This window comes from Aeromonas sp. S41-2, assembly GCF_027705845.1.
Taxonomy (GTDB): domain Bacteria; phylum Pseudomonadota; class Gammaproteobacteria; order Enterobacterales; family Aeromonadaceae; genus Aeromonas; species Aeromonas hydrophila.
The window spans coordinates 1-21,422 of the sequence record NZ_JAPDCG010000014.1; the positions used below are offsets into that span (position 1 = coordinate 1).

A 21,422-nucleotide genomic window follows, 5' to 3' on the forward strand; every position below is an offset into this window, starting at 1 on the left:
ATTCGCCATGCGAGAGTAGGACACTGCCAGGCACCCAACACGAGAAACCCCGCTCAGATGAGCGGGGTTTTTTATTGTCTGAAATTCAGCGTGTTGTGGTCTTGGTGCCAGCTCTAATTATTGCTCCCCCTTTGTCGTGAATGCTTCAGTACCGCTAGATTGGTGTTGTTGAACTCTCGATATCTCGATGTTTATCTCCTCATTTTCAAATCTCACCATTCCCTCCGTCCATCGGATCTGATCGCTTGTAGCGCTTGAACTGTCCAGCTATTCCATTCGTCGATGATCACTATTGCTGCTGCGGGGGATGACAAGGAAGGCTGAATCCATAGACTGTTTCTTTCAGGCATAAGGAGCTGTGTATGTTGGGGATCCACGATCTGGCGTTGTTTGTCGTATCCGGTCTGCTGTTGAACATGATGCCGGGACCGGACTCCCTGCTCATCATGCTGCGCAGCGGGTCACAAGGTTGGCGGGCCGGTTCGGTGGCGGCGCTGGGAATCGGGACGGGCACCATGGTGCATGTGCTGGCGGCGGCGCTGGGACTGTCGGCTCTGCTGAGTGCCTCGGCCGAGCTGTTCACCGTCATCAAGTTGATGGGGGCGCTCTACCTGGTCTATCTGGGAGGCTCGCTCCTGTGGCAAGGGGCTGGCTCACCGGCTGTGCGCGAGCCTGCCGTGCGGCTGCCTGCGCTCTCCTACGGCCGGATCTTCCGGCAAGGGTTGCTGACCAATGTGCTCAATCCCAAGGTAGCCCTGTTCTTCCTCGCCTTTGTGCCCCAGTTCATCGCTCCCGATGCACCGCAGAAGGCGCTGGCCTTCATCGTGCTGGGCTGCATCTTCAATTTCAACGGCATGATCTGGTGCCATCTGCTGGCCTTCTCGACCGCCTATGCGAGTCGCAAGGTGACCTTGCCTGGCTGGTTGGGCCGCTGGCTCAACTGCTTGATGGGAGGCTTGTTCGTGGGGCTTGGCATCAAGCTGGCGGTGGAGTGAGAGGGTAAACGCCGGGCATAGAAAAAGGCGTATCCCATCGCTGGGATACGCCTTCGTCTGCATTGCAGCAGGCTGACTGAAATCAGTTCATGCCGTAGGAACTTGGTTTGTGTTTGTTGTGGTGTGGGTGTGTTTGTTGTTGTCTTGTAAGTTGCTGTTTTTAGTGGTGGTTTTTGGTGCTGCTTGCTTAATCTTGTTCATCCCCGTAGGCTTGTATTCAGAAATTTTCTGGGTGTTATGCTGGGGGTTGATGATGGCGCTGACCGATACAAAACTCAAAGGGCTAAAGCCGTTCGAGGGGAAGAGGCCGAAGAAATACGCAGGGGATGGCGGGCTCTATGCCTACCACTATCCCACCGGAAAGGTGACTTTCATCTTCCGATATAGCGTGATGGGTAAGCAGCGAGATCTGAAACTTGGTGCCTATGGCAAGGCAGGGCTGACGCTCAAACAGGCCAATGAGAAACGCGACCAGTGCAGCGCGTGGCTAGAGCAGGGGCTAGATCCCGCCAATGAATTGAAGATGCAGCGGGCGCAGACACTTGCCCCCATCACCGTTAAGCAGGCGCTTGATCAATGGCTTGACGACTACGCATTAGAGAAGCGCAAGAACGCCATCAAGCATCGACAGCAGTTCAACAAGTGGATTTACCCGTGGCATGGAGATTCGCCCCTGTCTGGTATGAAGCAAGCGCACTGGCTGGAATGTTTCAGGAACACAAACAAGAGTTTAAGCCGCCCCGCGCCAGTTGCTGCCGCCTATACGCTTCAGATGGTCAAGCAGGCTTTGCAGCGTTGCCGCCGCCTTAAATATGATTTTGACTATGCCGAGATCGAACACCTGACCGTTGAAGATGTTGGAGGCAAGAGAGCAGAGAAGCGCGAACGGACTCTGATTAGCCATGACGGCAGGGATTGGGGGGAGCTGCAAAGTCTGGTGCGCTGGCTGGGTGACTTTAGGGAGATACACGCCAACGACTACTATCGGCTTTTTGTGGCGATCAATCTTATATTCGGTTGCAGGAGCGGGGAGATTCGACAGGCAGAGCCGAAGCACTTCAACTTTAAAACAATGGTCTGGACTGTGCCGAAGGAGGGAAGCAAAACGGGGAAGGAGATTGTCAGGCCAATTCCCGCAGAGTTGAAAGACTGGCTGAAGGCCGTCATAGACCATAACAAGCCGTCAGGTTATGCGCTGAATGAGCTTAAGCAACCTGAGGCGGTTAGCGCATGGTGCCGAGGTGTCTATAAACGAGCAGGCATTGCCGAGCCATTTACCGCGCACGATATACGGCGGACGGTTGCCACTGGTTGGGCAAATCTAGGGATTGCCCCGCACGTCATTGAGAGCGAACTGGGGCACACTCTGGGCGGGGTTGCTGGGATCTACAATCGTGCCCACTATCTCGATGAAAAGGCGGCCGCGCTAACCCTATGGCTGGCTCGCCTTGATGCGCTACGGGCTGACAATGTAACGATTCTCCCGACAACTAGACCCGCTTAGGCGGGTTTTTTTATGGGCACTGAAAATAACAATAAATGGCAAGTTTTGTTACGCAACGGGGGCTAGTTGACAGGATGCTTGATCATTATGGGTGAAGAGAATGACCTCAAAACGCTATATTTTGGGGTGAATGTGAATAGTTGACACCTTGATTATTGGTGCTTAGTTGCGTTGACCTATGAAATTGTGGCTTTATAATCACAACTATTGAAACAACCAAGCAAGAACGAGGCCAATATGATCAAGATGATGACCGAGAAACAAATTTGTGAGATGTTGCAGGTTTGCCGAGCAACCTTGTGGGCATGGCGAAAGGGCGGCAAGTTTCCGGCACCAGTCAAAATGGGGAGCCTCAACCGCTGGCGAGTGTCAGACGTTGAAGGGTTTATTAATGGTCAGCAATGAGGGGGGTAAACAAGCAGGAAAACAACAGAAAGACAAACAACAGGCAAAAAAAAATCCCCGCATATGCAGGGAGTTCTTACAGCAATTCTTCAGTCTCGACAGGTCTTCTTGGCGGTTGCCCTGTCAAAACTAAAAGGTATATATACATGATCGATACTAGCAGAAATCAGGGTACTGTCAACTACAAACGAGTGATTCAGGTTCGCCGCTCACTCCACCCAGTAAACCCCGAGCAGATGCACGAAATCCTCAAAGATGCGGGTTGCTCTACCCGATTTGCCGAGGATGGAGTGGCATTCTTTACCTACACCGTCGGGCGCTGTGAATACCCGCTCGATCCTCGCGGAAGCTACACAAGCAAATGGGTTGGTGAGCAGTGCAAGGCGCAAGGTTTTACCCGCCCTGCTGACTATCCAGCAGCATTGGCCGGAGCAATGCTTGTAGCAACCGAACAAGCCGCCCGCATGGCTTTTGAGGGGGTGGCAGCATGAACCAACTGAAGGATTTGATGGCAGAGATTGGCGTAGAGCTTCCGGCCTACCACGAACAGCCGAAACCAAAGGGCGGTTGCAACTTCACAGACTGGTCGGGCGGTGAGAAGCCCAAGCCGCTGGCGACAAATACTAACCTGTCCGACCTGCTAGCCCATTGCGGCATGGGGTTGCGCGTTAACCAGATGAACCTCGCCCTAGAGGTTGTTGACAGCAATGGCGCGTTGATTGGTTCGGACTGGAACGTAACCCGCTCTGACCTGCTTTCTGCTGCTGCTCTCAACGGCTTGCCAAAGGTAGCCATTGATGACCATGCCGCGAACGTGGCAGCCAAGAACGCATACCACCCAGTGAAGCAGTGGCTAGATGGCGGCAAATGGGACGGTGTTAAGCGCATGGAGCGGGTAATTGACTGCATTCCGAGTGCAGACCCAGCATTCACCCGCACAGTGATGACCAAGTGGCTGGTGAGCTGCATAGCGGCCCTGTATGAGCAGAGATTCAGCACAAAGCTAACGCCCGTCCTTAAAGGTGATCAGTCATTCAAGAAAACAGCCTTTGTGTCGAGATTGGCCAGCGTGGTCGATGGGGCATTCCTTGAGGGTCTGTCTCTCGATCCGACTAGCAAGGATTCTGTGAGCGCCACCATCAAGAGTTGGATTTGTGAGCTGGGCGAGATTGCCCAGACAACCCGCAAGGGTAATGACGCCCTCAAGGCGTTTCTGACAATGAGCCAAGATAAGATCCGGTTGCCGTATGACCGAGCCGAGACCATCAAGCGCCGCCAGACCTGCTTTATCGGTACTGTGAACGATGACCATTTCCTGAGAGACGAATCGGGCTCAACTCGATTTGCCGTGGTCGAGATGACAGCCCCTGTGCAACTTGATTCGGTCAATGAGCTGCTGGGGTGGAGCTGGAGCGGTGGCAGATTGCGCCACGACAAGCCGGAGCTGCTGCGCCAGTTCTGGCTGGAGGTTGAGGCCCTGTATAACGGTGGCGCGGGCTGGGCACTGACCGAGCAAGAGCAAGAAAGAGCATGTGCCGTGAATGATGAGTTTGCCGAGAAGACTGCACAGTATCAGTGTCTGGTAGAGGAGCACATTGCAAAGCCTCACTACGGCAAGCGGTGGGTGGCAGCAAGTGACGTTGTTAACTTGCGGGGCGAGAAGTCCAGCATGGTTAGAATGTGGGGTAAAGCCTTGGCCCTGCTAGCCAAGGAAGGGGTGATCGAGATGCGTAAAGGGAGATGTCGCCGCACCGAGTATCTACTACCAATGCCCAAGCAATCGGACATTGAACTAGATGAAGCAGCATAAGCAGCATAAGCAGCAACAGCCCCCAGCACGGGGGCTTTTTTTTGTGCCCGCTCACCACGCTAGCCAGAAAGGAGATGTGCCGGAAGGCTAGAATGTTTGCTGTCATGGCTTAAGTGGTGAGTGGTGAGTGGTGCATGAGTGGTGATAGAGTGGTGAAAGAGCCTTTTGGTTGAAACGCCTTTAAAAACAGAAACTTACGCGCGTGGTGAATGAGATGAAAGAACTTTCACCAAAACTTTGGAAATCATACCAATAGCGCATATACCACTACTAACTATCAAAAATAAATTTATAGAGAATCTCATTCACCTCATTCACCAAAACACCGAAAACCCAGTAATGGCGCGGGTTGTAGCGTGGTGAATGAACTCTAAATCTCTTCCACCACTCATTCACCTCATTCACCACTCACCCCATTAGTTCATAGGTAATGAACCTGCCCACCTTCTGGTTAGCCCTTGCGGCTGCTGGCTTTCTGGCAAATCCATAGCGCCAAGACGGCGATAACCCCCAGCATAGCCCCCAACGTGTCAACTTCAACCGCCGCAAAATTGCGTTGGTGTGGCTCAGAATTGAGCCATGCAAAACCGGAGGCGTGACCGATTGCACCTCATAGCCCAATGAGGCCACCACGTCCGGCACATTCACCAGCGCCCCTTTCTCTGGCTGGCCATGTGGAGAGTCCAGAGCTGTGCTGTCCCATTGGCTTTCCGTGAGCGCGCATTCCGGCATATCGACCACGGCACGTTGGCCTAGTGACATCCGAAAACCCAGCGTACACCTGTAAGCCGAAATTGAACCTCAGGTTTTATTAGGTTCCCCCCTTAAGTTTTGAGAAGTTCCGCCCTCTTACAAATTATTTCGCCTAGTTGGCACGATTTTTGCTTTGGCGCGGCAATCAGCGGGGTTATAATGCGTTATCAAGCAAATAAACAAGCGCCCTTATGAATCACAATGACGATCAAGGCGGCGACTTCATCATTAATTTGGATTGGCTGGCGATGTTTCTTATCGGCTGGCTATCGAATGACACAGCAAGAAGTTTTGAAGTCCTGATCGCCGCGATAATGACACGAGGCTAATAAATATGACGTTCCGAAAGGGTAAATCTGGTAATCCGCACGGTCGCCCGCTTGGACGCCGCAGTAATAAACGCCTCGTGGTCGATGCCCTTGTGGCTGCATATGGGAGCGAGGCTAATTACTGGCGCAGCATGGCAGAGCGAAGCAAGACCGATAACAGAACCGCTGAGTTCTTGGGGGAGTTTGTAATTCATCTAACCAAGAATTTGAAAGAGCTCGTTAAGCTGCAATCCTTCACCCTGATTAAGGGAGAGGGCGGCCATTACCTTGGCTTGCCCGACCAGATGATTAATGCAGGGCGGGACGGCGTAATCACCCCAGAGGGCGTTACCAAGCTGCTCGGGCCGCTGGTTGGCTTGCTGAATAGCTATCCACAGGCAGGCGGGCACTTCATCGAAATCGCGGATGCAATGAAAGCCAAAATTCGAGAAATGGAGGCGAAGTGAATAAGAGACGCCGCCTTTATTTCTTTTTAACGAAATCGCGCAGCACCTTGGCACAAGCCACACACAAACCTAAATAGAGAGATTTACTATGAGTAACACTATCGTTAATAGTTTGAATCGCGTAGCAGGCATTATCGCAAACGAGCGGAGCCGCCAAGATGCTCTTAATGAGATTGATGACGCGATCAAGCAGCTAACCGACCTTCGAGCCAAAATAGCCGGAGAGTCTCACGGCGTATCTAACAGTTTCGGCGGTGGCTTTGGCGGTGGCTCTTATCACAGCGAACCGATGCCGGAATAATGGCGATTGCCGTCTTTGCCGGAATCACTGGCGGCAAATTAAAAGGGGCCAGCAATAGGCCCCAATTAAAATGACTAACTACAGCGGAATTATACATCATGATGATTAACAGCTTTATTTTTGAATACTACAAGCAGCAATGCACCCCGCAGCCCTTGCACGTTCCCGCCATGCCCGCAGGCAGCAAGGCCGTCATGGAAGCCATCCGAGACGAAGCCATCGCCATCGCCACCAAGGCACAGGCTCAGGGAAACAAAGAGCTCCTAAGAGCATTAGCCACAGTGCCGACCGAGTTCCCCGAGCTGACCAAGGAGCTCGAACGCCTTGATATGGAAATCCTCAAGGTGCAAAGCGATAAGGTGAAGCGCCCAGCATGCGGCCCCGACATGGGAAAGCTGGTCGATTTTGCCAAGCGCATTGGCAAGGTTCACGCCAGCGATCTACTAAGCGAGTGCGGCGACGACCAAGGGGCGCTGCTGGCACTGTTAGAGGTTGTTAAGGGGGGCGACGAGCATTGGGCGGGCGCTGTGCAGGGCAAGTTGACGGCCTTACTGGTTGGCTATGACGCCACCGAGCGGCTCGCCAAGCTGGAGAGCGAACGGCGAGGGATCATTAGCTTTGCCGAAGGGATGCAGGAGAGCCTTGTCCAGAGCATTGGCCGTGCTCATGCCCCGCACCTTGTGCAGGCAGCCGCGATCGCGAAGATGAATGCCATTCGCTAAGAGAACAGCCCCCGAGAGGGGGCTTGCTGGCCAGAGGTATCATGAATCTCACACTTCCAAGCCGTAGACAGTTCGAGGCCGCACTAGCAGAACACAAGCGGCTGGACTGCTACCAGATAGCGGATATGCAGCTCGCTTTCAATGCACTCATCCAGTGGCAGGTAAACCCGCGCCCTCGCAATTGGAATAGCCGCTACGGCAGTCTCCAGTGCTTGCCGGACAACCTCAAAGGGCCGCTGCTAGACGTTAAGCTGAAGTTCTATGCCCTGCAAAAGCACACTAAGCCGGAAGCGGTGCCCTACTCGCCAGAGGATACATGGCAACAGTGGGGCTATATCACCCTCTAAGCTCTTCCCCTTGGCAAGCAGACATAAGCCCCGCGATGGGGCTTTCTATTTTGTGGCGGGTTCCGTGTTAGCCGTCAGTGACCAGACAAGAGAGCCGATCCAGCCTAAGACCGTCCAGCCCAACAAGAGATTGAGGGCTGCTATTGCCGTTGCGTTTCGGTGCCCCCTGACTACCGCAACAAATAGCGGGATGAAGTACAGCAGCACAGCCACCAGTAACACACCGATAGATTCCATTTCGCCACCACCTTAGCCGATTGAATGGGCTTCATCTTAACCCACTGGCTAATCGTTGGGTGCTAATTCCTGGTTGGGTGTTTAGCTGGGGGTTAAATGAAAAAAGGCACCCTAACGTTGGTTAGGATGCCTTTAAAATCAATTGGTTACATCACATGTCTTTAGTTCATGCCGTAGCGCTTGAGTTTCTTGCGCAGAGTACCGCGGTTGATGCCCATCATCACGGCGGCGCGAGTCTGGTTACCACGGGTGTACTGCATGATCACGTCCAGCATGGGAGCTTCGACTTCGGAGAGAACCATATCGTACAGATCAATCACTTCCTGACCGTTCAACTGGGCCAGGTAGTTACGCAGGGCCTGTTGCACAGAGTCACGCAGGGGGCGCTGGGTCGGCTCGGCAGCGTGATTGTGAGTAGTTGTTACCAATGCATCAGAAGTCAGGGTTTGTTCGAACATATTCGGTCGGCTCTTTAGTTATGCGTTAACCTAATCCATCGAAATACGCTTCGAGTGCCTCGAGTTGTGCATCTGCACAATCCAGGGCATTGAAGTGCTTACGGAATTCTCGGCCCGTCTCTTCTTCATCCAGATACCAACCCACGTGTTTACGGGCAATGCGCGCTCCCAGATATGCACCATAAAACTGGTGCAGGTTGGTTACATGCTCGTTCATCAGGGTGCGAACCTCTTCCCTTTCGGGAGGCGGCAGCTTGGTGCCCGTCTCAAGAAAATGACGGATTTCCCGGAAAATCCAGGGTCGTCCTTGCGCAGCACGGCCGATCATCACGGCATCAACGCCGGTATAGTCGAGGACATACCGGGCCTTCTCCGGGCTGTCTATGTCGCCATTGGCGACAACAGGAATCGATACGGCCTGCTTAATCGCCCTGATAGTGTCGTACTCCGCTTCGCCCCGATAGAGGTCGGTACGGGTACGACCATGCACGGCAAGGGCCGCGATACCGCAATCTTCGGCGATTCGGGCGATCTCCTCGCCATTGCGGTTATCCGGATCCCATCCTGTGCGGATCTTCAAGGTGACAGGTACCTCCACTGCGTCCACCACGGCCCGGCAGATGGTTCTGACCAGGTCTGGTTGGCGCAGCAGGGCGGAACCTGCCAGCTTCTTATTCACTTTTTTTGCCGGACATCCCATGTTGATGTCGACGATCTGAGCGCCCTGCTCCACGTTGTAGCGGGCAGCAAACGCCATCATCTCGGGGTCGGCTCCGGCAATCTGGACCGATCGCAAGCCACCTTCTGCAGAGTGATCCATTCTCATCCTGGTTTTCTGGGTATCCCAGACATCCGGGTTGGCCAGCAGCATCTCGGAAACGGCCATGCCGGCGCCCAATCGCAAACAAAGTTCACGAAATGGTCGGTCTGTTACACCGGCCATGGGAGCCACAATCAGGGGAGTTTCAAGCGTGTGGGGACCTATCTGCATTCCACGGTTACCATCGGCTTAGGGCGGCGTATATTACGCATTTTTTAGTCAGGAGAAAAGGTTAGTATTTGAGCGTCAGCCATTTTTTTCTGAAAAAAACGTCGCGCCAAGGCTTGCAAATTCAGGAGTGCTTGAAAATCAGACATATTGTCGAGCCGGACTGGCGGGGCCAAATGGATGAGGGGAGAGGCGATTTGCCTGTCCCCATCCCGGACCGGTTTGCGTTATGATAGCGAGCTTGTATCGAGCAAAGGCTCCAAACAATTTCATTACAAACAGATTGGGGATGTATGACGGCAAGGTTCATCAAATCTCTCTACCCGTGTCTGCTTGGTGCCGTGCTGGGTTCGGCCCAGGCCCAGACGGTCAGTTTCAGCGAGGCCTGGAGTCGGGTCATCCGTCAGGATGACGGGCTGGCGGCCGAGCAGGCAGGGGTGGAGCGGGCGCAGCAACTGCGCGAGGCGGCCAAGGCCATGTATCTGCCCAAGGTGGACGTGGGGGCCAGCTATACCCACCTCGATCAGCCGATGGAACTGGACATGATGGATCTCAACCCTATCGCCAACCATCCGGAATTCGGCAAGGTGCTGGCGCCCATCATGCAGGCGCTCAAGCTGACGCCCAACGACTTCGTCACCCCTCTCACCAAACAGAACGTGGTGACCAGCTCGGTCAAGATGCTGTGGCCGCTGTTTACCGGTGGCCGCATCGATGCGGCGCAGGACATTCGCCAGGCCCAGGTGAGCGAGGCGCAGCAGTTGCTGGTGCTCAAGCAGCAGTCCACCTTCGAGAGCCTCTCCCAGACCTACTTCGGCGTGGTGCTGGCGGCCCAGGTGGTGCAGACCAAGCAGGAGATCGAGCAGGGGCTGTCCCACCATCTGGAGCATGCCAAGAAGCTGGAGGCCCAGGGCCAGATTGCCCGGGTCGAACGCCTCTCCGCCCAGTCGGCCTATGACCGAGCGCGCATCGATACCCAGAAGGCAAGGCGCAGCCTGGAGATCGCCCAGCTGGCCCTTGGCCACATGCTCAAGCTCAAGCAGGCCGAGCCCAATACCCAGCTCTTCATCAATCAGCAGATGCCCGAGCTCGACGCCCTGGTGCAGGAGACGCTGGCGGTGCATCCCGGTCTCAAGCTGCTGACGGCCAAGAAGGAGCAGGCGCAGGGGATGATCAAGCTGGAGAAGGGCAAGTACGCTCCCGAGCTGTTCCTGTTCGGCAACTACAACCTCTATGAGGATGACTCGCTGGCCTCCAAGACCACGCCCGACTGGCTGGTCGGGGTGGGCGTCAGCATGCCGCTGGTGAGCCGTGACGGCCGCTCCGAGACGGTACAGGCGGCCAAGAGCGCCGAGCTGCAGGTCAATCTGCTGCAGGCCAAGACCCGCCAGGATCTGGAGTTGCTGGTCGAGAAGACCTGGCGCGAGGCGGCGCAGGGGCTGGAGGAGTTCCAGTCGCTCTCTTCCACCCAGGCGCTGGCCGAGGAGAACGTGCTGCTGCGGGACAAGGCGTTCGGGCAGGGTCTCTCTACCTCCCTCGACGTGGTGGATGCCCGCAACCAGCTGGCCGGGGTCAAGACCCAGCGCGCCGCTGCCGCCTATCAATACGTGATCTCGCTGGCCCGCCTGTTGGCACTCTCCGGTCAGATGAACAGTTTCAATCAATATCAGCATGGGCAAGTGATCGAGGTAAATTCATGATCGCGCGCCACTCTGCTCCTTTTTCCATGTCTGTTTCGACCGCCAAGGGTCGCCCGTTTGCCGAGGTGAATGCATGAGTCATCCCCCCATCAAGAAGAAGATGAGCCAGGCCAAGCCGCTGCTGCTGCCACTGGCGCTGGTGCTGCTGGTCATCTGGCTGGGCTGGCGTTTCTGGCTGGCCTATCAGCCGGAGCCGGTGCGCCTGCAGGGGCAGATCGAGGCGCAGCAGTACTCCGTCTCCTCCAAGGTAGCGGGCCGCATCGACGAGGTGCTGGTTAAAAAGGGTGATCAGCTGGCCAAAGATCAGCTGGTGTTTACCCTGGCCAGCCCGGAAATCGAAGCCAAGCTGAGCCAGGCCAAGGCTGGCCAGGCGGCGGCTGGCGCCATGGCCGAAGAGGCCGAGAAAGGCGCGCGCGCGCAGCAGATTGCCGCCGCCAAGGATCAGTGGCAAAAGGCCAAGGCGGCCGCGTTGCTGCGTGGCAAGACCTACGAGCGCATCGCCAGCCTGCATCGGGATGGCGTGATGCCGCTGCAAAAGCGCGATGAGGCCTGGACTGCCTGGCAGGCGGCCAAGTACAGCGAGGGCATGGCCTGGCAGCAATACCAGATGACCCTAGAAGGGGCGCGGGAAGAGACCAAGATTGCTGCGCGCGAGCAGGCCAAGATGGCCGCCGGCGGCGTGGCCGAAGTGGAGGCCTACCTGGCCGATACCCGCATCGCCAGCCCGCACACCGGGGAAGTCTCCCAGGTGCTGTTGCGCAGCGGCGAGCTGGCCCCGCAGGGCTTCCCGGTGGTGACCCTGCTCGACATGAGCGATGCCTGGGCCCAGTTCCACGTGCGCGAAGATCTGTTGCCCCGCTTTGCGCTGGGGACCGAGTTCGATGCCCGTATTCCCGGACTTGGCGAGCAGACGGTGCGCTTCAAGGTGACCCATGTGGCCGTGATGGGGGATTTCGCCACCTGGCGTGCCACCGATACCCGTCAGGGCTTTGACATGAAGAGCTTCCAGGTAGAGGCGCGCCCGCTGCAACCGGTTGAGGGGCTGCGGGTCGGCATGAGCGTGCTGGTCGAACTCTGATGGGACGTGAATGGCGGTTGCTGTGGCAGGATCCGTTCGGTCGGGCACTGGCAAGCTGGCTACCCCTGTTGCTGATAGGGATCCTCTGCTGGGTCTTTTCGGCCGGGCTGGCGCGGGATCTCAAGATAGGTCTGGTGGATCTGGATCAGAGCCTGCTGTCACGTGAGCTGGCCTTCTCGCTGGATGCCTCCGCCGGACTCAAGGTCGCCCAGCAGTTTGATTCCATCGAGGCAGGGGCCAGCGCACTGCGAGGGGGCGATATCTACGCCCTGGTCGTGTTGCCGAACCACCTGGAGCGGGATGCCCGGCAAGGCACCCAGCCTCAGGTCACCGTGTTCAACAACGGCCAGTTCATCCTGATCGCCAAGCTGATCAACTCGGCGTTGGCCCAGGTGGTCGGGACGCTCAACGGTCAGGTGGGCGTGCTCTCGGCCATGGCGGGCGGCAAGGCGTTGCCCGGTGCACTGGGGCAGGCGGTGCCTATCGCCAGCCAGGTGACGGCGCTCTACAACATCAACTCCAGCTATGCCCAGTTTTTGCTGAGTGCCCTGTTACCGGCGGTGTGGCAGATCTTGGTGGTGCTCTACGGCATCAATGCGCTGGCTCGCACCGATCGGCTGGGGCTGGACTGGACCACCAAAGGGGTCTGGTTCGGTCTATGGCGCACCCTGCTGCCCCACGTGCTGATTGGCTGGGGCTGGGGGCTGGGGTGGAGCCTGCTGCTGTTCAAGGTGTTTGGTTACCCGATGCAGGGCAGCTGGCTGGTGCTGACGGCAGGACTAGGGCTGGCATCGGCCGCCTGCGTCAGCATGGGGGCCTTCTTCTACGGCATCATCCGGGATCCGGCTCGCGCCCTGTCGCTGGCCGGTGCCTACACGGCGCCGGGCTTTGCCTTCATGGGGGTTACCTTTCCGGTCAGCGCCATGGGGGATTTCGCCCAGTTCTGGCGCAGCCTGCTGCCCATCTCCCACTACGTCGAGCTGCAGATAGGCCAGACCAACTACGGCCAACCGCTGGCGGCGGCCCTGCCGCAATTTGGTGCCCTGCTGCTGTTTCTGCTGCCTCTGCTGCTGGTGGTTCGCCGCTATCAGGCCCAGGCGAGCGCGGCCCCCGTTAATGAGGAGCCCAGGTCATGATGGGATGTTGGAATGTGCCACGCCTCGAGTGGTGGCTGCTTGATGTGTGCCTCTTGCTGGCGCCACAAATCGCTGCCTCCTGGCGGTGGAAGGAGCCAATGACATGCTAGGTTTCTGGGATCTGCTGCGCCTCGAGCTGCGCACCCTGCTGGCGGACAGGGCCATCATGCTCACCCTGTTCGGCGGCGTCTTCTTCTACTCCTTCCTCTATCCGCAGCCCTATCTGCACCAGCTGCCGCGGGAAGAGGCGGTGGTGGTGGTCAACGAGGATGGCAGTCAGCTGTCGCGCCAGCTGGAGTTCATGGCCGATGCCACGCCGCAGGTAAAACTGGTGGCGCGGGCGGGCAGTCTGGATGAGGCTCGCACGTTGCTGCTGGCGGGGCAGGGCAGCGGCATTTTGCACATCCCCCGCCACTTCTATCGGGATCTGATGCAGGGCAAGAGCGTCACCCTGGGCTATGCCGGCGATGCCTCCTACTTCCTGGTTTACGGCACCATTGCCGAGGGGCTGGCCCAGGCGGGCGGCACGCTGGCCGCTCAGGTGAAGGTCGCCAGATTGTTGAGCCACGGTGAAGCCTTGCCGCAGGCCGCCATGGGCTGGAATGCGGTGGCGCTCAACGTGCTGCCGGTGTTCAACCCCACCATGGGCTATGTGAACTACGTGGTGCCGGCGGTGTTCGTGCTGATCCTGCACCAGGTGCTGCTGATGGGCACCGGCATCCTGGGGGCGACCCAGAACCAGCGCAGCCAGCGCGGCGAGGCGGGCTACTGGCAGCATGCCCCCATCCTGCCACTGCTGCTGGCCCGCACCCTGGTGGTGGGAGGGCTGTTCGTGCTGCCGGTGAGCTACTTCTTCGGCTTCTGTTTCGATCACTACAACATAGTGCGCACCGCCGAGCCGGCGGCACTCTGGCTGTTCACCCTGCCGTTCCTGCTGGCCACCACCTGGCTGGGAGTGGTGCTGGGGGCACTGTTTACCCGCCGGGATTTGCCGACCCAGGTGGTGCTTGTCTCCTCGCTGCCACTGGTCTTTCTGGCCGGTTTCATCTGGCCGCTGGAGCTGATCCCGACCCCGCTCAACTGGCTGGCCCAGTGGGTGCCGAGCACCCCGGCCATCGAAGGTTTTCTGCGGCTCAACCAGATGGGGGCCGAGTTTGCTCAGGTCTCCCACTACTGGTGGCAGTTGTGGGGGCTGGCATTGCTCTACGGTGCGCTGGCCTGCCTGCTGCTGCGTTGGCGGCAGCAGTCGTTGCCGGTTGCCAGCCAGCCTGCCTTGCAGAGTGAAACCACCGCCGGTTGAGCGGGATGGTACCAGCGCGCGTGATAGGGTGTGTGCACTAAAGCGAAAAGCGGTCAGCCCTTGGGCTGACCGCTTTTGTATGCGCTGGACTCAGTGACGCTGGCGCTGGTTTAGCCGCGCTGGAGCTCGGGATCGCCGATGGCATAGATCTGGCTGTGTGCCGCCTTGTCGCCGAGCAGACGCAGTCCGCAGGCGGCGACGTCGGCACGACGCACCAGGCCGTGCACCTCCTCACCCTGGCTCAGCACGGCCTGACCGGTGGCCTCGCCATCCTGCAAACCTGCCGGACGCAGTATGGTCCACTCGAGCGCACTGGTCTGCAGCCAGCTCTCCGCCAGGCTCTTCAATCTGACCTCGTGACCGAAGGCTGCCCGCGCCCGCTGTGGCAGATATTGCCAGCTGTCGCCGCAACCGAGGGAGGTTACCAGCAGCAGGCGCTTGAGCCCGGCCAGCTCCATCTGATCGATCACCTGACGATTGCCTAGATAGTCGACAGGCTCTGTCTGGCGAAAACTGCCGAGGGTGGAGATGGCCTGTGCCCCGTCACCGGCCAACTGGCAGGCCGCCGCTACCGCTTGCGGGTCGAGGGCATCGCCGTTGACGACCTCGACTCCCAGAGCGCGCAGCTCGGTGGCTACCTCGGGACTGCGGATCAGGGCGATGACCCGGTGGCCCTGCTGCAGGGCTTGTTCGGTGAAGGCGCGGCCCAGCCCGCGGCTGGCTCCGAAGAAGAGTGTGGTTGGCATGCTGCTGTTCCCTTTGACGAAAGGGCTAGCCTAGAGGGTTGTGGGGAAGCTGTAAATGAGAGTTGTTTTTATTTGTCTAGAAAAAGAGGGAAGCGGCGAGCCAGGGGCGGAGCCTGGCTCGCACAGGGATCAGCCGTTGTAGTGGCCGATATGGGGGCGACGGCTGGGGCCGCTCAGGTGGATATCCACCGGATTGAACGCCTTGATCGCTTCGAAAGCGAAATCACCTATCGCCTGATGCAGGCTCTGGGGATTGTGGTTGGTGATGAGGATGACGCTTTTCGACAGGTTGCGACGGCGGCGCAGCAGGTGGCCGAGGAAGCTGGACTGGCTCTCCGCCATCTTGGCACGGTTGGCCGAGACCTCGTCGATGATCAGCAGATCCACCTCTTCCAGGGCACGCCGGTACTGGTTGCGCTCTTCCTGATCCTGGATCACGTTGAAGAACAACCTGTCCACGATGGAGGCCCACTGCTGGAAGATCACCGACTTCTGGTGGCGTGCGATCAACTCGTGCGCCACTGCACCCGCCAGGGTCGACTTGCCGGTGCCGTAGTCACCGTAGATCAGCATGCAGCCACCACCGCTCTTCTCCCAGTGCTCGAAACCGCTGATGAAGTAGCGGGCGGTCTCGATGGGATATTGCAGCGCCGGATCGCCGGCATCCATCCGTTCAAACACCCAGTCGGGGTTGAGGTCGGCCTGGGCGATCAGCTTCTGGATCCGCTCCTGGCGTGCCGCCTTCTGCAGCTCGCGCACCTCGGCATTGGCCTTGGCGTCGTACTCCTTGCGCAGGGTCTCGTAGTCGTACTGGCTGCCGCCGGTTTCTTGCTGAAGACGACGAATGCGCTCCAGCAGGCCTCCTACGTGGCGGCTCAATTCCGGGTCGTGAACGCGATGATCCTGCTTGGCCTTGGCGATCTTCTGGCGCTTGGCTTCGATCTCTTCCAGCTCCTGGCGCAGGGGATCGTGCGGGTCAGTCATGGAATGCTCCTTCTGCTCGGTCTGGGGTGGGGACAGGTCTCTGATTTTGCCTGCTGGCGGTGCCTGCTATTAATCATTATCCGGCTCCTGCGGCTGGCCGGCCAGCCGCTTGGCCTCTTCGATCATCTCCTGCGCCCGCTTGCTTGGGCCCGCCTCGACCTGTGCCGGGGTTACCTGCTGGTAGCCCTGCGCCTCCATCGGCTTGCGGCGGGTATAGCGGCGGGTCTTGAGGGCGCGGATGAACTTGAGCATCCACTGGTGCTGGGAGTCGAACACCTCGGGCCGCCCGAGCCAGTAGGCGATGAACTCGCCGAGATCCTCTTCGCTGTAGCTGGCATCGATCACCCCGCACAGGCGGGCGAGGGCCGGCAGCTCTGTATCCGGGCGCCATTGCAGGTGCATCTGGAACGGGCGCTCCGGCAGCGGGCTGCGCACCCGCTGGGTCAGCAGTGGCAGCTGGAACGGGCACTGATGGTAGTGCTCACTGTCGTTTTGCGCCTCGACTTGCAGCAAACCCGCCTCCATCAGCTCATCGAACAGCTCGGTCAGCTGGCGAGCATTGACCTGAAAGGAAAAACCGCTGGGATCGCCCGGGTCGACCACCGCCAGCGCCCGGCCGAGTTCGGGGTAGTTGAGCCTGGCCAGCTGATTTTCCAGCACCAGTCGGCGCAGCTGCAGGGTATAGAGGCTGCGGGCCGGGTGGGACAATCTGGGATGGGCGAGGGCGCTGTATTCGGCAGGGGTCATGGCATGCTTCATTGACGGACGTGGCGGTATTATCCCCCATGGCGCAGCCTCATACAATTGATGGCATGCCCGGCACCGCCGGCGGGTGGCCGGTTTGCCCGCAATCGGGGGTGGGTGTTTTCGTATGACGCTGTTTCTTTGGCTGCCAAGCTGCAAAGCGGAGAAAAAGCTGAGCTTCGATGAGCATCATTAGCTGCTTTATTTCAAGCAGTTGGCCGCCAGAATAGCTAGCGGGCATGGATTTTTCGGCGATTATTCAATCATCTGATTGGTCAATGCAGTTGGTTATGGTCTAGGCTTGAGGCTAAATAACTGGTTGACTAATAAGAGCTTTATCAAGATGTCAAAAGCCGGACTACGGATCCTGGTGGTGGAGGACGAAGCGGTTTTTCGCCACTCGCTGGTCAATTATCTTGCTCACGATGGTGCCTGCGTTTTCCAGGCCGAAGACGGCATTGAAGGTCTCTCTGCCGCCGCTCTCTATCACCCCGATGTGGTGTTATGTGATTTGAACATGCCCAATATGGATGGGCATGAGGTGATCGCCTGCCTCACAGCCCGCTACCCTCATATTCCTGTCATCGTCATCTCGGCCCAGAGCAAGATGGAAGCGGTCGAGCGAGCGCTGCGCGCCGGTGCCCGCGATTTTCTGCTCAAGCCCATCTCGGACTTCGGTCAGGTGCGTCGCAGCATAGAGCAGTGCCTGAGCGCCAATCACGGTTATGGACAACAGCTGGAGTTGATGGAGCACATCGACTTCTTTCGCGAACACGACCAGGCGGCGACCCGGCTGCTGGCCTGGTTGAAGCCGCCGGGCTTGCAGGAGTGGGGGCCCTGGCAGGTCACCTTTGAAGGGATGGGCAATCTGTTCATTCCCGATACCTTCAAGGTGGATGACAAGCTGCTGGTGCTGGTGATGGAGCTGCCGATCCTCGGGGTGGATGCCGCTTTCTGCGGCGCCCTGGTGCGCTCCCTGATGAATGCCCCGTATCGCCAGTTTCAGCGTGGCGAGAGTCTGCTGCTGACCCAGCCCCACCGGTTGCTCGATTACCTCAATCTGCAGCTGGTCGAATCCGGTCTGCGCCACTCCTTCGCCATGGCCGCCCTGTTGTTTGATCAGGAGGACGGGCTGGTCTTTGCCAATGCCGGGCTGACTTCGCCCCACTGGCTGGTGCGCTCCAGCGGCCTACCGCTCGGTCTGCTGCGTACCAGCCACTACGCCTTGCACAGGCGCAGCTGGCATGAACCCTTTGATCTGCAGTTTCGCAGTGACAGCGGCAGTGCCCTGCATGTGCAGGTTCGACATCATTGAGGCTGTGTCAGACGGCCACATACAAAGAGGGCGCCCAATGGGCGCCCTCTTTGTTGCTAGACAATCCGGACCGCTTAGACGGCGGCAGATTGCAGCTTCTTGTCGTGTTCCTGCGGCTCTTTGGCCGGACCTTCTGCACCGTGCATCCAGTAGACCAGGCGATTGGCCATGGTCAGCAGGATCAGCGCGCTGATCACGGCGGCCAGTGCGATGCCACCGAAGATGGCCATGGCACCGGATTCGCCGACGAAGGAGCCGATGAAACCGGCGGCATAGTTGGCCAGGGCCACGAAGCCGAACCAGGCACCCATCATCAGGGAGGCCAGGCGCAGCGGAGCCAGCTTGGTCACCATGGAGAGGCCGATCGGGGAGAGGCAGAGCTCGCCCAGGGTGTGGAACAGGTAGGCACCGACCAGCCAGAACATGGAGGTCTTGACGGCCTGATCACCACCTTGCTCCAGTACGGCACCGATCATGAACAGGAAGCCTACGGCCAGGAACAGCAGACCCATGGCGAACTTCACCGGGGAGTTCGGCTCTTTCTTGCCGAGCTTGATCCAGATGGCGGCCACGATGGGTGCCAGCGTGATGATGAAGAAGGGGTTCAGGGACTGGAACCAGGCGGTTGGCACTTCGAAGCTGCCGATCATGCGGTCGGTATACTCCTGCGCGTACAGGTTCATCAGACCACCGGCCTGCTCGAAGCCGGCCCAGAAGATGATGGTGAACAGACCCAGCACCAGGATGACCTTGATGCGATCCACTTCTTGCTTGGTCAGCGGAGCCTTCTGCTCCTTGGAGCGCTGCTCGGCGGCGCGCTGGGCGGCCGGCACGCGGCCGATGTCACCCAGGAAACGCTGAGCCATGGTGGCCTGCACTACCAGGGAGAGCAGCATGCCGATACCGGCGCTGACGAAGGCGGCTTGCCAGCCATAGGCGGTTGCGGCGGCGCCACAGATCACGCCGGCCAGCAGGGAGCCCAGGTTGATACCCATGTAGAAGATGGTGAAGGCACCGTCACGACGGTGGTCACCTTCTTGATACAGGTCACCCACCATGGTGGAGATGTTCGGTTTGAACAGACCGTTACCCACGATCAGCAAGCCGAGACCCGAATAGAAGACGGTGTTGACCATGTCCGGGAACATGGCGTGCGGCAGCGCCAGGGTAAATTGGCCGGCGGCCATCAGCACGGCACCAAACAGAATGGCGCGGCGTTGGCCGAGGAAGGTATCTGCCAGCCAGCCGCCGATGATCGGGGTGATGTAGACCAGACCGGTATAGATGCCGTACAGCTTGAGGGCATCGGCCTGAGTCCAGCCCATCCCGCCGTTGGCAGTCATGTCAGTCAGATAGAGCACGAGCACGGCACGCATGCCGTAATAGGAGAATCTCTCCCACAGTTCGGTACTAAAGAGCAAAAAAAGCCCTTTAGGGTGACCTAAAAAGGTCCCTTTGGACGGATTATTCATTGGAACTTCCACCTGTGTCTTATATTTTTTTAGAAATTTTATGCAAGGGCTAGGAACAAGCCATAATCCTTATAGAACAAGCGTGATTAAATTACAATATTATGATTTAGCGATATTTTATCTATCAATGGTTGAATATATGTTTATAAAATGAAAAAGGGCATCGAATGATGCCCAGTGTTTTATTCCATTAATAGGTTAAATATTCAGCTATTACAGCTGCTTGGCAAACTGTTTCAACCAAGTGATAAATTCGCCGTTCAGTTCCGGATGGCGCACTGCATATTCCACGTTGGCTTTCATGTAACCGAACTTGCTGCCGCAGTCGTGGCTGCGCCCTTTCATGAAGTAGGCATTCACCTGCTCCTGCTCCATCAGCATGGCGATGGCATCGGTCAGCTGGATCTCGTCGCCGGCACCGGCGGGGGTCTTCTCCAGCAACGGCCAGATGTTGGAAGAGAGCACGTAACGGCCGACCACGGCCAGATTGGAGGGGGCCTCGTCACGGGGCGGTTTTTCGACGATAGCCTGCATAGGCAGAGACATGCCCTCGCTCAACGCTTCTCCCTTGATGTCGGCGATACCGTATTTGTCCACTTCACTCTCGGGGACGGCTTCCACCATGATCTGGCTGATGTGATCCTCTTCGAACATGTGCACCATCTCGGCCAGGTTGTCCTGCTTGAGGTCGCTGGCCACCTCGTCGATCAGCACGTCCGGCAGCAGCACCGCAAACGGGTTGTCGCCGATCAGCGGACGGGCGCAAAGCACCGCGTGTCCCAGACCTTTGGCTTCCCCCTGGCGGACGTGCATGATGGTGACGTCTTTCGGGCAGATGTGTTGTACCTCTTCCAGCAGTTGCCGCTTGACCCGCTTCTCGAGGGTCGCTTCCAGCTCGAAGCTCTTGTCGAAGTGGTTCTCGATGGAGTTCTTGCTCGAGTGGGTAACCAGGATGATCTCCTTGATGCCGGCGGCGATGGCTTCGCGCACTACATACTGGATCAGCGGTTTGTCGACGACGGGCAGCATCTCCTTGGGGATGGCCTTGGTGGCTGGCAGCATACGGGTGCCCAGACCGGCGACGGGGAGAACGGCTTTGCGTACAACGAGCGGTGTCTTTTTCATGGAGAGAGTCCAGAGATACAAAGTGGGCCCATGATACCCGAAGAAAAATAGGGCAGCCACAGGCTGCCCTTATGATGAAAGGGGTATGGATCGGTTACTTGACGATAATCATGTCCCGATTTGCTTCCAGCGTGGCTGGCCCGATGCCGCTCACATCGGCCAGCTGATCCACGGTAGTGAACTTGCCCTGCTTCTCGCGGTAATCGACGATGGCCTGGGCCTTCTTCTCGCCAATGCCCTTGAGCGCAGTCAACTCATTGATACTGGCGGTGTTCAGGTTCACCTTGCCGCTCTCCTTGGCGGCGATGACTGTGGTTGCCGGCTTGGCAGCAGGCTTGTCGGCGGCCAGCAGAGGCTGGCTGAGCAGGGGCAGGCAGCTCAGCAGCAGGGTGGCGGTCAGGGTCTTGTAGTTCATGGCGGCACGTCCTTGTGTGGTTTGGTATGCCTATTGAGAATTAGCCGAGTCGCGCCACTTTTTGTCTGTCAGAAGTGACAGGGTTATAACTCAGCTGAATCGGCTATAACCC

The 21,422-nt window shown here is 58.0% G+C and carries 24 protein-coding genes; 15 read left to right on the forward strand and 9 right to left on the reverse strand.

Going from position 1 to position 21,422, the window contains the following annotated elements; all coding sequences use genetic code 11:
* Positions 1–362: 362 nt before the first annotated feature.
* From OKC44_RS20535 to OKC44_RS20580, 10 genes are all read left to right on the forward strand, one after another.
* Positions 363–995 carry a LysE family translocator gene (locus OKC44_RS20535; RefSeq protein WP_270814828.1) on the forward strand — a complete coding sequence of 211 codons (633 nt, stop codon included), beginning with the start codon at positions 363–365 and terminating at the stop codon, positions 993–995.
* Between the two features lie 109 nt (positions 996–1,104).
* Positions 1,105–2,499: a tyrosine-type recombinase/integrase gene (locus OKC44_RS20540; RefSeq protein ID WP_270814829.1), complete on the forward strand. Its 1,395-nt coding sequence runs from the start codon at positions 1,105–1,107 to the stop codon at positions 2,497–2,499.
* Positions 2,500–2,736: 237 nt separating this feature from the next.
* Positions 2,737–2,904, forward strand: a complete 168-nt coding sequence (locus OKC44_RS20545; RefSeq protein WP_270814831.1) for a helix-turn-helix transcriptional regulator — start codon at positions 2,737–2,739, stop codon at positions 2,902–2,904.
* A 146-nt stretch (positions 2,905–3,050) separates the two neighbouring features.
* Complete coding sequence (locus tag OKC44_RS20550) at positions 3,051–3,395, forward strand: hypothetical protein (RefSeq protein WP_270814832.1); 345 nt, start codon at positions 3,051–3,053, stop codon at positions 3,393–3,395.
* On the forward strand, positions 3,392–4,714 hold the full coding sequence (locus tag OKC44_RS20555) for a VapE domain-containing protein (protein ID WP_270814833.1): 1,323 nt from the start codon (positions 3,392–3,394) through the stop codon (positions 4,712–4,714). The genes OKC44_RS20550 and OKC44_RS20555 overlap by 4 nt, the downstream gene beginning before the upstream one ends.
* Before the next feature lie 944 nt (positions 4,715–5,658).
* Positions 5,659–5,796 carry a hypothetical protein gene (locus OKC44_RS20560; protein ID WP_227273062.1) on the forward strand — a complete coding sequence of 46 codons (138 nt, stop codon included), beginning with the start codon at positions 5,659–5,661 and terminating at the stop codon, positions 5,794–5,796.
* Between the two features lie 5 nt (positions 5,797–5,801).
* On the forward strand, positions 5,802–6,242 hold the full coding sequence (locus tag OKC44_RS20565; protein WP_270814835.1) for a hypothetical protein: 441 nt from the start codon (positions 5,802–5,804) through the stop codon (positions 6,240–6,242).
* Positions 6,243–6,330: 88 nt separating this feature from the next.
* Positions 6,331–6,543 (forward strand): hypothetical protein, encoded by a 213-nt coding sequence (locus OKC44_RS20570; protein ID WP_270814837.1) that lies wholly within the window; start codon positions 6,331–6,333, stop codon positions 6,541–6,543.
* A gap of 98 nt (positions 6,544–6,641) precedes the next feature.
* Positions 6,642–7,265 (forward strand): hypothetical protein, encoded by a 624-nt coding sequence (locus OKC44_RS20575; protein ID WP_270814839.1) that lies wholly within the window; start codon positions 6,642–6,644, stop codon positions 7,263–7,265.
* Between the two features lie 41 nt (positions 7,266–7,306).
* Positions 7,307–7,612 carry a hypothetical protein gene (locus OKC44_RS20580; protein WP_270814840.1) on the forward strand — a complete coding sequence of 102 codons (306 nt, stop codon included), beginning with the start codon at positions 7,307–7,309 and terminating at the stop codon, positions 7,610–7,612.
* 45 nt (positions 7,613–7,657) lie between these two features.
* On the opposite strand, the gene OKC44_RS22215 is transcribed toward OKC44_RS20580, so the two are convergent.
* The 3 genes from OKC44_RS22215 to dusB all read right to left on the reverse strand — a co-directional run bounded on the left by OKC44_RS22215 (position 7,658) and on the right by dusB (position 9,298).
* A complete protein-coding gene (locus OKC44_RS22215; protein ID WP_376887746.1) occupies positions 7,658–7,849 on the reverse strand; it encodes a superinfection immunity protein in 192 nt (63 codons plus the stop codon).
* 161 nt (positions 7,850–8,010) lie between these two features.
* Positions 8,011–8,307: a DNA-binding transcriptional regulator Fis gene (gene fis, locus OKC44_RS20585; protein ID WP_005309538.1), complete on the reverse strand. Its 297-nt coding sequence runs from the start codon at positions 8,305–8,307 to the stop codon at positions 8,011–8,013.
* Between the two features lie 25 nt (positions 8,308–8,332).
* Entirely contained in the window at positions 8,333–9,298 is a 966-nt protein-coding gene (gene dusB / locus OKC44_RS20590; RefSeq protein ID WP_011707259.1) for a tRNA dihydrouridine synthase DusB, read from the reverse strand.
* Positions 9,299–9,588: 290 nt separating this feature from the next.
* On the opposite strand from dusB, the gene OKC44_RS20595 reads away from it, so the two are divergent.
* From OKC44_RS20595 to OKC44_RS20610, 4 genes are all read left to right on the forward strand, one after another.
* On the forward strand, positions 9,589–10,995 hold the full coding sequence (locus OKC44_RS20595) for a TolC family protein (protein WP_016351868.1): 1,407 nt from the start codon (positions 9,589–9,591) through the stop codon (positions 10,993–10,995).
* A 73-nt stretch (positions 10,996–11,068) separates the two neighbouring features.
* The gene (locus OKC44_RS20600) at positions 11,069–12,073 is read left to right on the forward strand and encodes an HlyD family secretion protein (RefSeq protein WP_017410991.1); all 1,005 of its coding nucleotides are present in this window, start codon (positions 11,069–11,071) and stop codon (positions 12,071–12,073) included.
* Positions 12,073–13,209, forward strand: coding sequence for an ABC transporter permease (locus tag OKC44_RS20605; RefSeq protein WP_270814841.1), 1,137 nt, complete (start codon positions 12,073–12,075; stop codon positions 13,207–13,209). Before OKC44_RS20600 ends, OKC44_RS20605 begins: the two co-directional genes overlap by 1 nt.
* Positions 13,210–13,312: 103 nt before the next feature.
* Positions 13,313–14,509 carry an ABC transporter permease gene (locus OKC44_RS20610; RefSeq protein WP_060389816.1) on the forward strand — a complete coding sequence of 399 codons (1,197 nt, stop codon included), beginning with the start codon at positions 13,313–13,315 and terminating at the stop codon, positions 14,507–14,509.
* 110 nt (positions 14,510–14,619) lie between these two features.
* Here OKC44_RS20610 and OKC44_RS20615 read toward each other — a convergent pair whose 3' ends face one another.
* The 3 genes from OKC44_RS20615 to OKC44_RS20625 all read right to left on the reverse strand — a co-directional run bounded on the left by OKC44_RS20615 (position 14,620) and on the right by OKC44_RS20625 (position 16,986).
* Positions 14,620–15,255, reverse strand: a complete 636-nt coding sequence (locus OKC44_RS20615; protein ID WP_270814843.1) for an SDR family oxidoreductase — start codon at positions 15,253–15,255, stop codon at positions 14,620–14,622.
* Between the two features lie 129 nt (positions 15,256–15,384).
* Positions 15,385–16,239, reverse strand: a complete 855-nt coding sequence (locus OKC44_RS20620; RefSeq protein WP_011707253.1) for a DnaA ATPase domain-containing protein — start codon at positions 16,237–16,239, stop codon at positions 15,385–15,387.
* A gap of 69 nt (positions 16,240–16,308) precedes the next feature.
* Positions 16,309–16,986: a DnaT-like ssDNA-binding domain-containing protein gene (locus tag OKC44_RS20625; RefSeq protein WP_201976579.1), complete on the reverse strand. Its 678-nt coding sequence runs from the start codon at positions 16,984–16,986 to the stop codon at positions 16,309–16,311.
* Between the two features lie 340 nt (positions 16,987–17,326).
* Here OKC44_RS20625 and OKC44_RS20630 point away from each other — a divergent pair, with 340 nt between their 5' ends.
* Positions 17,327–18,298, forward strand: a complete 972-nt coding sequence (locus OKC44_RS20630; RefSeq protein WP_270814849.1) for a response regulator — start codon at positions 17,327–17,329, stop codon at positions 18,296–18,298.
* Between the two features lie 74 nt (positions 18,299–18,372).
* Here OKC44_RS20630 and OKC44_RS20635 read toward each other — a convergent pair whose 3' ends face one another.
* From OKC44_RS20635 to OKC44_RS20645, 3 genes are all read right to left on the reverse strand, one after another.
* On the reverse strand, positions 18,373–19,770 hold the full coding sequence (locus tag OKC44_RS20635) for a peptide MFS transporter (RefSeq protein WP_011707249.1): 1,398 nt from the start codon (positions 19,768–19,770) through the stop codon (positions 18,373–18,375).
* A 213-nt stretch (positions 19,771–19,983) separates the two neighbouring features.
* Positions 19,984–20,895, reverse strand: a complete 912-nt coding sequence (gene galU, locus OKC44_RS20640; protein ID WP_017410998.1) for a UTP--glucose-1-phosphate uridylyltransferase GalU — start codon at positions 20,893–20,895, stop codon at positions 19,984–19,986.
* A 94-nt stretch (positions 20,896–20,989) separates the two neighbouring features.
* Positions 20,990–21,310: a ComEA family DNA-binding protein gene (locus OKC44_RS20645; protein ID WP_270814850.1), complete on the reverse strand. Its 321-nt coding sequence runs from the start codon at positions 21,308–21,310 to the stop codon at positions 20,990–20,992.
* Positions 21,311–21,422 lie beyond the last annotated feature (112 nt).